This is a genomic window from Marinobacterium sedimentorum (assembly GCF_024267675.1).
Taxonomy (GTDB): Bacteria; Pseudomonadota; Gammaproteobacteria; order Pseudomonadales; family Balneatricaceae; genus Marinobacterium_A; species Marinobacterium_A sedimentorum.
This window is the reverse complement of record NZ_JALDYX010000005.1, coordinates 189273-201838: the sequence shown is the minus strand read 5'-3', so window position 1 is coordinate 201838 and position 12566 is coordinate 189273. Positions and strand designations below refer to the sequence as shown.

Here is a 12566-nt window from a genome sequence, read left to right as displayed (position 1 = left end):
ATCGCCGATGGTAGTGTGGGGTCTCCCCATGTGAGAGTAGGTCATCGCCAAGCATTTAATAACGGAAACCCCGGTCTCGTTGAGGCCGGGGTTTTTCCGTTATGGATCGATGCGGGTAATGACCCTCACATGGGGCAGGTAGACGGCGCCGCTTGCGGCCGCCCTGCCATGTGATAGTAGGGTCAAAACGGGACTTGTCGAAACAGGTTTCGACCCGTGTTGACGACCGCGGCCTATATGTAGTGGGTAAATGCGCCCGTGGGACGGCTCGCCTGCGAGGCGCCAAGCATTTATTCAACGAAAACGCCTCGACCTCTGGTCAGGGCGTTTGTGTATGTAGCGTCGCTTTTAACTCAGTGGCGCCCAGTAACTTTGCTGCCATTCGTCCTGTAGCTCGGGTGTGAGAAAGCTCCAGGCGATAAAGCGGCTGATCTTCTGGCCCTGAGCCATTTCCACAACGCGCACCTGCTGGGCGCCGGCATGGCTCAGCTCCCGCCGGATCGCTGCAAGGCTGGACTGCTTCGCCACCAGGGATGTAAACCAGTAGCACTGTTCGCCATAGGCTTTGCTTTCCTTCACCATGCGGCAGATAAAGCCTTCCTCACCGCCATCGCACCAGAGCTCGTCCGGCTGGCCGCCGAAGTTCAACTTCGGTGTGGCGGGCTGCGAGTCCTTTTTAAGGCCGCGCCATTTGCGCTCGGATTCCGCTGTCATGGCGGCTTCCGAGATATGGAAGGGCGGATTGCACAGGGTGACGTCAAAATGGTCGTCGGCTTTCCAGATGCCGTTAAAGATGCAGTTCTGCTGGCGCTGCAGGCGGGCTTCAATCTTGCCCGACAGGCAGCGGTTTGAGCGCACAATGCCCTGTACCGTGCCCACGGCCATGGCGTTGATGTCGGAACCGACAAACTGCCAGCCATATTCGCGGTTGCCAATAATGGGATAGACGCAGTTAGCACCTATGCCGACATCCAGTGCCCGGACCATGCGCCCGCGGGGAATAACGCCGTTGTTCGAATCGGCCAGCAGGTCCGCCAGGTAATGCACGTAATCCGCCCGGCCCGGGATCGGCGGGCACAGGAATCCCGGCGGAATATCCCAGAACGCCACGCCGTAGAAATGACTCAGCAGGGCCTGGTTCAACGCTTTAACCGCCTGCGGGTCGGCAAAATCAATGGACTCGTTACCATAGCGGTTCAGCTGCACAAACGTCGCCAGCGCCGGGCTCGCCTTGGTCAGCGCGGCAAAGTCATAGCGGCCCCGGTGCGGATTGCGACTGTGCAATTCGGCCTTGTTGGTGCGTACAGCGTCAGTTTTCTTCATGGCATCGTCGGTGTTCTGTAGGTAGGCGGGCATTATACCTGACACGACTTTCCAGTACCCGAGCGAGCGGGCAGCAGCAGCCGGCAATTTGGAGAGGCGCGGGTTCTGTAGCCTGGTAAACTCTACCGATGCCCGCTATATAAGTTGCATGAAAGGATTCAGTATTGAGCAACGACACCATTCAACACTATCACCTGAACGCCAAAGACTTTGTGGCGCAGTATGACTCTATGGCTGCACAAGAGGTTCATCGTCTCTGGCTAGATCAACTCGTCCAAATTCCTTTAGGCCGTTCGCTGGACATAGGCGCGGGCAGCGGGCGCGATGCCCGCTGGCTGGCATCCAAAGGTTGGCAGGTGACGGCGGTCGAACCTGCAGCGGCGCTGCGCAGGGCGGCGCAAAGCATTGAGGTTGTGCACGGTACTGTGCCCGCCATTGATTGGGTCGATGATCAGTTACCTGGTCTCGCCCGGGTTCGGGCAGAAAACTCAAAGTTTGATCTGATTTTGCTGTCAGCGGTCTGGATGCATATAGAGCTGCCGTCTCGCCCGATGGCGTTGAAAGCCTTGGTAAGCTTACTGGCTGAAGGCGGCCTGATGGTCATTACCCTGAGGTTTGGGCCCGCTGATCCGCTGCGGCCTATGTATCCGGTGAGCGCGGATGAGGTTCAGGCTATCGCAGGCCCCCTTGGCATGAGCGTTGAGGTGATGTCCACTGGCGCACTTGAACGTGACCAGCTCGATCGACCTGAGGTCCGCTGGCAAACGTTGCTGTTGCGCCATAGCGCAGCACAGGGCAGCGTATGAGCGGCCAGCGTCTCATTACGGGCGGTGCAGATCAGCCGCTGCTAAGTTCCCTACGCCATGCCATCAGCCATGCAACCGAAATTGAGATAGCCGTCTCCTTTATTAAGGTCAGTGGCCTGGAGCTGATTTTCAAGGATCTCGAAACCGCGCTCTTATCCGAGCGACAGGTCCAGCTGAGGCTCTTGACCAGCGATTACCTCTGCGTCACGGACCCTCGGGCACTGCGGCTGCTGATGTTACTGGCCGAGCGCGGCGCCGATATTCGCATTTTTGAGGTGGGCGCCGCCGATAGTTTTCACCTTAAAGCCTATATATTTGTGCGTTCAGAAGACGGCGAACTCAACGGTGCCGATGCTTTTGTGGGGTCGAGCAATATCAGCAAGATTGCACTCACCGATGGGCTTGAATGGAACTACCACATCGATTTCCCCAATGATGCGGATCTAAATGCTGCTGCCCGTATCGCCGAGATCCGGGGCAAGTTTCTACGCTTATTGCAGTATGCCCAGGTGCGGGCGCTAAGTTATGACTGGATCGAGCAGTATGAGGGGCGCTATGCACAGCGTCGCAAGGTCACTCCGATACTGGCGGTCGCCCCCGGTGCGGATGAGCCAGAGCCCGCAATACCTGAGCCGCATTTACACCAGCAGGAGGCTTTGCTTGCGCTGGAGTCGGCACGTAATCGAGGTGCCCGCCGGGGCCTGGTGGTGTTGGCGACCGGGATGGGTAAGACCTATTTGGCGGCCTTTGATGCCAGCCGATTTGCTGCCGGCCGGGTGTTGTTTGTCGCCCACCGTGAAGAGATATTGCTGCAGGCCGAAGAAAGCTTTCTGGCGGTGCTGCCAAAACGGCGTATCGGCCGTTATACCGGCAAGCAAAAGGATACTCAGTTCGATCTGCTGTTTGCGTCTGTACAAACGCTTGGGCGCAGCGAACACCTGCAGCGGTTTGCACCCGATTATTTCAGCTATGTCGTGGTCGATGAATTTCACCATGCGGCGGCCAGTAGTTATCAGAAACTGATTGATTATTTCACGCCACATTTCCTGCTCGGCTTAACGGCAACACCGGAGCGAACCGATAACTCGGATATTCTAAAGCTCTGCGATCATAACCTTGTGTACCGCATGGACCTGTTCGATGGTATTAGCGCTGAACAACTCTGTCCGTTCCACTATTACGGTATCTATGATGCTGAGGTGGATTATGAACATATCCCCTGGCGCAATGGTCGCTTCGATCCGGCCAAGTTGTCGAATAAGTTAGCCACCCTGGGTCGCGCACGCCATGCCATTAAAGAGTGGCAGCGCCTGGCGGGGCAGAAGACCCTGGTGTTTTGTGCCTCCATTGCCCACGCTGATTTTATGGCGCAGCAGTTCAATCGCGAGGACATTACCGCGATCAGCGTTCATACCGAGTCTGATATCACCCGCAGCGAGGCACTGGAACAGCTCAGGGATGGTACGGTTAGAGTCTTGTTTTCAGTCGATTTGTTCAGCGAAGGCGTGGATGTACCCAGCATAGATACCGTGATGATGCTGCGGCCAACCGAGTCCAAGATCCTCTTCCTGCAGCAACTGGGCCGTGGATTGCGACGTGCGGAGGACAAGCCTCACCTCGTGGTGCTGGATTTTGTCGGCAATCATCAGAGCTTCTTGAACCGACCTGAGTTGTTGCTCGGTAATCTGTTCGATAAAACACCTAACCGTAGCCAGTTGATAAAGGCCCTGAAAGACGAGAGCTGGTTGCTGCCAGACGGCTGTTACATTCATTACGATCTGAAGTTTATAGAGTTCCTGGAATCATTGGCGGCCAATAACTTATTTAATGATTACTTCAAACTGAAAGAAAGCTTAAAGCGCCGGCCTACACTGACGGAGATGTGGCGCAGCGGTAGTAACCTCGCAAAACTGCGCCAGCAATACGGCAGTTGGTGGGAATTCCTCGATGAACTGGACGAAGCTGAATTCGAAGAACGCGCTGCGATTGAGGTTTACGGCCAATGGTTCCGGGATCTTACGGCAACTTCTATTTCCAAAAGTTATAAGCTGGTGTTGCTGCAGACATTGCTGGAGCATAGGGCTGTTGCTAACCGGAGTGGCGTGCAGCAATTGGCCGACTGGGCTTATCAGTGGTTTATGGATAGACCCGACTGGCAACAGGATCTGCCGGCCAGCTTTCGGCCCTTGTCTGAGGTCAGTGCGTCCGCATGGCTTTGGCACTGGCGCAAGATGCCGATTACGTTCTGGTGCACGTCGGAGCGCTCCGGCGAGTGCTGGTTTCATGTCGACGATATGAACTTCTCGTTTCAGCAGACAGTCGGCGTCGATGCTATCGACAGCTTTATTCAGATGACCCAGGAAATATTGGATTGGCGCTTTGCACAATATGGCAGTGACCGTATGGCGCTGGCGCCCGTTACCGATGCCGTTAGTATTGAGGCGGGTGAGCCTGAGCCTGCACGCCTGGCATATTTCCCGGATATCCAGATAGCCTGCGGTCACTTTAAAACGGGCTATGCCGATACGGATGAGTCGGTGGTGATGCCCAGGGGCTTTGGCCAGTTGAGCCAGGAGCGGCACTTTATTGCCAGGGCGTCCGGTAACTCGATGAGCGGCGGCAAGAGTCCCATTTATGATGGCGACTACCTGTTGCTTGAGTACATCACCGCCGAGAATGCCGGTAAAATCAGTGATCAGATCGTGGCCATCGAACGGCAGGACTTTGGCGGTGATAACCAATATCTGCTACGAAAAGTACTGAAAAACGCTTCGGGCTACAGCTTAAGGGCCAATAACCAGGACTATGAAGATATCCCCGCGACCGAGGATATGGTCACCTTTGCGCGCTTTAAGGGCAAGGTTCATCCGCTTGAACTCTTTGTCGGCCGCGACTTTATGCGCGAAGAGATTCCGTCGCTCTTTGGTGTGGAGTTCAATCCGGGTAACTGGCAATCCGGTCACGTCGTACTTGCCGAGCAGAATGCCCATGTACTGCTGGTGACCCTTAACAAGCGTGGTAAGAATCAGGATCAGCGCTACCACGACTATTTTATGGATCAGAAGCGTTTTCATTGGCAGTCACAGAACAGCACTGCTCCCGAGAATAAGCGTGGCCGTGAGCTGATTAATCACGCACAGTTGGGGATCAAGGTTTATCTGTTTGTGCGTGAAGATAAACTACGTAACAAGAAAGCCGCGCCCTTTAAGTTTCATGGCGCTGTGACCTATAGCCGCCATCAAGGCAGTAACCCTATGAGTATCGAGTGGGAGCTGGTGGATCTGTGATGTCAGTTGATCGACCCCCTTCAACAACCTATGGCAGCCCGCGTTCTGGAGACGGCGAGCCCGTCACCTTTGTACATATCAGACGCAGGTTCGACTTTCGCTCGATTCAGATCGGGCGCTGGGTGACGCGGGACGAGCAGGCGCGGGCGGCGGGGCTGTTTTACGGCGCCCTGGTGGATCTGATGCGTATTCTGCAGGGGCCCGAAATGCTGATTTCGCTGCGCGGCGCGCTGTCGCTGCAATACGGTATTGGCGGTCGTCCCGGTGTGGCTGCGCACTACGATCCGGCGCAGCGCTGTTTCGCACTGGCGAAAAACGCCGGCCCCGGCAGCATTGCCCATGAGTGGTTTCATGCGCTGGATCATTACCTGGGGGACAAGGCGTTCAGTGATGTGCCCCCCAGCATGTTTGCCTCCAAAGCCTGGCTCAGTGATGCAACCCCGGTTGCCCATCCGCTCAATGACCGCCTGTCGGAATGCTTTCGCTGCATCCTGCTGGATGAAGCGGGGGAGGGGCCGAGTGAGCTGTTCCGGGTGTCGGCGCGGGAGGATCGGGCACTGGGCACCGTCTATTACAGTCAGCCGGAGGAGCTTTGCGCCCGGGCCTTTGAAGCCTTTGTGCAGGATTCAGCCATTCGCAACAACTTCCTGGTGAAAGGCACCCGCGCTTCGGCTGAAGCCAGGCGCGGTCTCTATCCACTGGGGGAGCAGCGCGAGCGCATCAATGCCGCCTTCGGGCGCTACTTCAGCCTGCTGGGCGCGGCGTTACGTCGGTAGTATGTCTGGCCTGCCGTTGCGGTTAGTGCTTTTGCGGCGCTGGAGCGGTGTAATAGTGCAGCAATCGGTCGTTTTATAACCGACTGTAGGAGCCCGCTCCGCGGGCGAATAACGCCTTGCAGGCCAACGCTTCGCCCGGAGACCGGGCTCCTACGGGGGTGATGCGGTCTGCACTATTGCAAACACCGCTGCGCCCGTAGGAGCCGCGCCTCGCGGCGAACAGGTTCGGCACCTGAATTCGCGACGGGGCGTCGCTCCTACGGTATGCCCGCATGATTACCGTCTGGCGAAGTATTGGTCAGCCAAATTACTAATAACCATCCTGCTGGCGGTACTGCAGTTCGCGTTTCAGATCCTTGAGGGTACGCAGTTCGTCGAGCACACCCGGGATCTGCAGGCGCATCAGGCGGATACGATCCAGCAGGCGGTCGAGGTTTTGTACCTGTTTGCGGCGGCTGTCGGCATAGAGGTGGTAGTGCACAAAGGCGCGCTGCGGATCTGACTGGATGTAGTCATTTTTCTCCAGCTGCACGCGCTGAATTTGCGCCTGAACCGATTGGCACAGTGCCTCGAAGGCGGATTCCGGAATCTGCAGCGCGTCTGTGGCCACGTGCTGCTGGTAGAGCGTCAGCACGGTCATCATGTCGTTGTTGTCCCGTGCGTGCAGCAGCGCGGTCATCAACTGTTCCTTGTGTTCCCGCAGTGCCGGATCCTGTTCCCGGTCGGGGTGCAGTGCCTGGGCGGCGCGCCTGAACAGCTGTCTGAGCCATTTGTCGTCCACGGGCGGAACCTGCTCCGCGTTCTTGTTGCCGTGCACTTTGTCGCTATCACCGGATTCGGACGCATCAGCCTCAGGCGTGTCCTGGTCTGCGGCCTTGTCCTTGTCCTGTGTCGACTGGGTAGCGGCATTTTCGCTGTCGTCGTCATCGGCCTCGTTGCCGGCATGGGCCGAGTGGGGCTGTGGAATATGGCTCGCGGTACCAAAGATGTCCAGCTGTGTGTTCATGTACTGCTGGGCGATAGCAGCGGCTTCCTTGCGATCGTATAACGCGACCTGTTCCAGCAGTTCGTACAGCCAGGCTTCCAGGGTTTCACGGTGCCACTGGCGCAGGTTTTTGCGTTGTGAAAAGTCGATCAGGCGCTGCAGCAGGGTTTTCAGCATGCGGTGATTGTTCTTCAGCCGCGGCAACACCTGCTTGGCATAAATATGGCCGAGCTCATCCAGTTCGCGCACGAGCTTCTGGCGCTTTTTCTCTTCGCGTTCCAGATTCTTGCGCAGGCGGTCAAAGCGTTGCTGCAGTGCGCTGGTCGGCGCTGCAGGGCTGGCGGGCTGCTCGGGCAGGGTATCAATGTTCATGGCTGCAATGGCCGTGCTCGGGGCTGGTAAGAAGGGGCGCATACTACAGGGGTAACGCCTGAATTGGGACAGCAGGCGTTACCCCCGCGACAGTGGGTGTAAAGTGCAGCAAAATACCGGCGGCTTGCAGCCCCGCATCGACGGGGCAGTGCAGTCAGGCGAATCAGTAAAAATCTACCATCTGCTCGGCCATGAAATAATAGTGCTCTTCCTGTCGGTTGCGCAGTTCGCGTTTCAGGTCATTCATGTTGCGTAGCTCATCGATGGTTTCCGGGATCTGCTGTCCTATTAGGCGGATCGCCTCCAGCACGTCCCTGAGGTTTTGCTGCTGTTTTTTGCGTGTGCCGGCATAGAGCAGATCATGTACGCGGGCGCGGTGCGGATCTGAATAGATGTAGACCATTTTCTCCTGCTGCAGCCGCTGTATCTGGTCGTCTATCGAGGCACACAGGGCCTCGAACGCCGACTCCGGAATCTGCAGGCTGTCATCGGTGACATGTTGCTGATACAGCGTCATGACGGTCATCATGTCGTTGTTGTCGCGTGCGTGCAGCAACTCGGTCATCAGCTGCTCCTTGTGTAATCGCCGCGCGGGATCGCGTTCCCGATCCGGGTGCAGGGCCTGGGCGGCTCGCCGAAACAGCCGCTTGAGCCATTTGTCGTCCAGCGCCGGGGTGGCGGGTTCCGCATCAAAGCCATTAAAAAACTGGCTGTGTTCCTGTGGCTCAGGTTCGGGTATGTCATCAAAACCGAAAAAATCCGATTGTGCCTCGTTATCCGCTGCCGATCGGGTTGTCTGTTGCGCTGCAGGTTCCGCGGCAGGCTCAGCCGGGCCGAATGGATCGAACTCGTCTGGATCCGATATCTGTGCACGCTTGCCAAAAAATTCATACTGGATGTCCATGTACAGTTCGGCAATCGCCGTGGCCTCGGTCCGGTCGTACTCGGCAACCTGATCCAGCAGTTCGTGGATCCAGGCTTCCAGTTCTTCCCGGTGCCATTGACTGAGGCTCTTGCGCGTAGAGAAATCGATCAGTCGCATCATGAGGATCTTCAGCATCCCATGATTGTTTTTCAACTCAGGCATCACCTGTTCAGCATAGGTGTGACAGAGCGCGTCCATTTCCATGACAAATTTTTGCTGTTTTTTTTCTTCCCGCGCCAACTTTTTGCGCAGCTGATTGAAGTGCAGCTGCATCGCCGAGATGCCGGCAGCAGCGTTGTCGGGATGCTCTGGCAGTATTTCGATGTTCATGGTCTGAATGGCTGCGCTCATCTGCTGGGTTGAACGGTGGATTTTACAGACGTTAGTCCGGAATTGTGAAATCTGTTCTGGATTGAGCGGCTCGGTCGCGTCGTCAGCGCCTGGGCGCATCCATGGCGACCAGATCGCGCAGCTGCAGGTCGGAGAGTTCCGTGATCCATTGTTCACCGCTGGCGACGCTGAGATCCGCCAGTTCTTTCTTGCTCTGGATCATGGCGTCGATTTTTTCCTCGAAGGTGTTTTCGGTGATCAGACGGTGCACCAGTACCTTGCGCTGCTGGCCGATACGATAGGCGCGGTCTGTGGCCTGGGCTTCCACGGCCGGGTTCCACCACAGATCGTAATGGATAACCTGGCTGGCGGCGGTGAGGTTGAGGCCTGTGCCGCCGGCCTTGAGTGACAGGATCATGGCGCGCACACCGCGCTCGTTCTGAAAGCTTTCGACCATCTCGTCGCGCTGCTTGCGGGATAGTCCGCCGTGCAGGAAGGGGACTTCCCAGCCGAATTGCCGGCGCAGGCTGTCGGCCAGAAGATCGCCCATGCGGCTGTACTGGGTGAAAATCAGCGCCTTCTCGCCGGAACCATCCAGTTCGGTCATGATTTCCATAAAGGCCGCCAGCTTGCCAGAATCTTCCACCAGGGCCTGGTCCTGGCTGAGGAACTGCGCCGGGCTGTTGCAGATTTGCTTCAGGGCATTCAGCAGCTTGAAGATAATGCCGCGCCGCTCGATCCCCTCGCTGGCGTGCAGGTCTTGCATGATGGTATCGACGGTGCTCTGGTACAGGGCCGCCTGGTGGCTGCTGAGGGCGCAGTAGCGATTACTTTCGATCTTGTCCGGCAGGTCGCTGATAATCTGTTTATCACTTTTAAGTCGCCGCAGAATAAAAGGCGCGGTGATTTTGCGAAAACGCTCCAGCCGGCCCTGATCGCGGTCGCGCTCAATCGGGTTGGCGAACTCGGCCTGAAAATGCTTTTGATTGCCCAGGTAACCCCGGTTGCTGAAGTCGAACAGGCTCCAGTATTCCAGCAGCCGGTTTTCCACCGGGGTGCCGCTCATGCCGATGCGGATATCCGCCCGTATTTTCTTGATGGCCTTGGTCTGGGCGCTGCCCGGATTCTTGATGTTCTGGGCTTCATCGATCACCAGTGCGCGCCAGTCGGGCTTGCCAAGCGCTTTGGCGTCTGTGCGCACCAGGCCATAACTGGTGAGGATAATGTCGTGGTCGGCCAGTGCCAGGCTGCGCGCACCGCCGTGGTAGATCTGTACGCGCAAATCGGGGGCAAAGCGTGTGATCTCGCGGCTCCAGTTGGTCAGCAGGGAGGTGGGCGCCACCACCAGCGCCTTGCGCGTGTCGAGCTGGCCGGTTTCCTTCAGATGCAGCAGGGTGGCGATGACCTGCAGCGTCTTGCCCAGGCCCATATCGTCGGCGAGCAGCGAGCCAAAGCCGATGCGTGCGTTTTGCACCAGCCATTCATATCCGCGCAGCTGGTAGGGGCGCAGCTTTGCATTGAGTCCTGCGGGCAGCAGGGCGGGCTGGCGCTGCAACAACTGATCAAAGAGTGAGTGGGCACCGCCCACCAGATCCACCCGGGTGTCGTCCAGTTCTTCGGCCAGCCCGGCCTTGAGCAGTTCGAAGCGCGACAGCGATTCAGGCAGCGCATCCAGGCGGGTCATCAGGCGCTGCAGCTCGGTATCATCGACCAGAACATACTGATCCAGCAGTCGTACTATGCCGGAGGAGGCCTGCACCAGTTGCCGGAATTCACTCACCGCCAGGCGCTGATCACCAATGGCGATCTGCCAGTCGAACTGCAATAGCTGATCCAGATTCAGGTAGCTGACGGCGGCTTCGGTGCCCTCGTCGGACAGCGCCAGGCTGAGGCGTGGCTGGGCCAGGTCGCGCAGTGCCTTGGGCAGAATGACCTGAATTCCCAGCATGCGCAGCGCCGGCAGGGTCTGGCGGAAGATGGGGGTGAACTCCGCCAGGCTGAAGTCGAGCTCGCTAAGCCGATCCTGCTGGCGATACAGCTGCTCGATCTGCGGCAGGTAGTCCGCCAGTACCGCAAGGTCGGCCAGTACCTCTACCCAGGTTTGCGCCAGCTCGGGCGCGGCCAGCAGAGTATCCAGAGTTTGCAGTGGATTCTCTGCAGGGGTCGCCGTGGGCTGGGTGTCGTTGCCGCGCTGCTCGATACGGATGTCCACACTGAGGCGATCGTCGGGGCGCTCTTCAACCTGCAGGAATAGCCTGTGGCTGCGCTCGTTCAGGGACAGCCGGTTGAGCCAGTGGCGGATAACGCGGGGCGTTTCGGCGTTTTCGAAACGCTCGAATCGCTGTGCCCTGGCGCCGAAAAACAGCTGCTCGATGGGCTCGCAGGCCGCGGGTGCAGAAGCTGGACTATAGCCCCGGGCGATGAAATGGGTAAGTAACAGCTGCAGTGCCGCCTGAATCTGTGTCTGTGCATCGCCATACAGATGCACCGCGGTGCGGCGTCCTTTGGGCCTGTGCTGCAGCAGGACCAGGTTGGGTGGGCAGAGCGACTGCAGGGCACTCATCAGCGCCTGCACCGGGGCGCTGCTGGTCGCGGGACGCCAGTGTATCAGCGTCTCGTCGACACTGTTGCTCAGTACTGCCGGGATATAGGCGCGCTGTTCAATCAGCTTCAGCGCCACGCGTAACAGCAGGCGCCAGAGCAGCAGCGGGTGCGACAGATAGGGCTCAAGGCCCGGCGACACGGCGTTCAGGCGTTGCAGCCAGGTGTCCAGGGGCGTATCGGTTGTATCGGGTGCTGCGATCGCTGGGCGCTTGGTTGTATCGCTGCTGTTGAGCGCGTGCAGGAAGTGGCCGTTTTCATCGATGATGAATGTCAGGCCCGGTAACTGATCCGCGGCCATCCAGGGTTGCTGGGTTTCAGCGTCAAAGCGGCTGGCTTCGCGGGCCGTGCGCTTGTACTGGCTGGCGAGGGTGGCGCGAAAATCTTTCGGGTAAAACAGCGGTTTGCCAGACAATATGGTCAGGACCTTGTCCTGCAACGGCGGTATTTCGGTCAGGTCAATGGCATCAAACTGGCTGGCCTCGGCCGGTGCCCAGTTTTCGACCGCCGGCGCCGGGGCCCAGGATGTGAGCGGCGTCGGTAATGCTTCCATGGTTTCCAGGCGCATGCCCACACGGGCTTCCAGCTCCGCGGCCAGATCCAGCCCGTGAAGCTCAAACACCCGGAAAGGGTTCTTGTCGATCTCATTGGCAATCAGGTAGATCACGGCGGCGATGTGCTTGCAGGGCATGGCCCAGTCCGGGCAGGAGCAGTTGGCCCTGATATCATGCCAGCGCCTGGGAAACAGCTGAATATCGAGCGCCCGGGCAATATCCAGCACCGGCTGCGGCAATTGCCGGTTTAGCAGCCGTGACAGTATCGCAGGGTCATCACTGATCGCCGCTAACAGTTGCTGGCGTTGTGCTGCGTCAAAGGCATCCAGGCTGATGGCAACTTTATAGGGTGTGCGTTGGCTGCCCCGTACCCTTGCATCCACGCGGGTGTCCTGGATCTCAATGCGCAGCACCGAGCCGTTGGCGGCATAGCGTCGGCCGCGGGGCAGCCGGTTAGTGTCATCGATTCCATTGAAGGCGCTGAGCCATTGCTCGCCCCACCAGGTGTGGCCGAATGTTGCCATGCGTAGAAGCTCGGTCGGTAAAAATGTGTCAAGGCTAAGGCCTGGCACCCCGGAAAGCCAGACCCATGTTGCGGATGTGGATT

The 12566-nt window shown here is 58.1% G+C and carries 7 protein-coding genes; 3 read left to right on the top strand and 4 right to left on the bottom strand.

Going from position 1 to position 12566, the window contains the following annotated elements:
* Window positions 1-348: 348 nt before the first annotated feature.
* On the bottom strand, window positions 349-1356 hold the full coding sequence (gene rlmF, locus MRS74_RS07320) for a 23S rRNA (adenine(1618)-N(6))-methyltransferase RlmF (RefSeq protein WP_438362320.1): 1008 nt from the start codon (window positions 1354-1356) through the stop codon (window positions 349-351).
* Between the two features lie 131 nt (window positions 1357-1487).
* Between rlmF and MRS74_RS07315 the strand changes: the two genes are divergently transcribed.
* From MRS74_RS07315 to MRS74_RS07305, 3 genes are all read left to right on the top strand, one after another.
* Complete coding sequence (locus MRS74_RS07315) at window positions 1488-2129, top strand: class I SAM-dependent methyltransferase (protein WP_254579617.1); 642 nt, start codon at window positions 1488-1490, stop codon at window positions 2127-2129.
* Between the two features lie 275 nt (window positions 2130-2404).
* Complete coding sequence (locus MRS74_RS07310) at window positions 2405-5416, top strand: DUF3427 domain-containing protein (RefSeq protein WP_368671257.1); 3012 nt, start codon at window positions 2405-2407, stop codon at window positions 5414-5416.
* A complete protein-coding gene (locus MRS74_RS07305) occupies window positions 5416-6192 on the top strand; it encodes a CLCA_X family protein (protein WP_254579615.1) in 777 nt (258 codons plus the stop codon). Before MRS74_RS07310 ends, MRS74_RS07305 begins: the two co-directional genes overlap by 1 nt.
* A gap of 310 nt (window positions 6193-6502) precedes the next feature.
* Here MRS74_RS07305 and MRS74_RS07300 read toward each other — a convergent pair whose 3' ends face one another.
* The 3 genes from MRS74_RS07300 to MRS74_RS07290 all read right to left on the bottom strand — a co-directional run bounded on the left by MRS74_RS07300 (window position 6503) and on the right by MRS74_RS07290 (window position 12483).
* Entirely contained in the window at window positions 6503-7549 is a 1047-nt protein-coding gene (locus tag MRS74_RS07300; RefSeq protein ID WP_254579614.1) for a hypothetical protein, read from the bottom strand.
* Between the two features lie 163 nt (window positions 7550-7712).
* Complete coding sequence (locus MRS74_RS07295) at window positions 7713-8804, bottom strand: prominin family protein (protein WP_254579613.1); 1092 nt, start codon at window positions 8802-8804, stop codon at window positions 7713-7715.
* 103 nt (window positions 8805-8907) lie between these two features.
* The gene (locus MRS74_RS07290) at window positions 8908-12483 is read right to left on the bottom strand and encodes a DEAD/DEAH box helicase (protein ID WP_254579612.1); all 3576 of its coding nucleotides are present in this window, start codon (window positions 12481-12483) and stop codon (window positions 8908-8910) included.
* Between the last annotated feature and the right edge of the window lie 83 nt (window positions 12484-12566).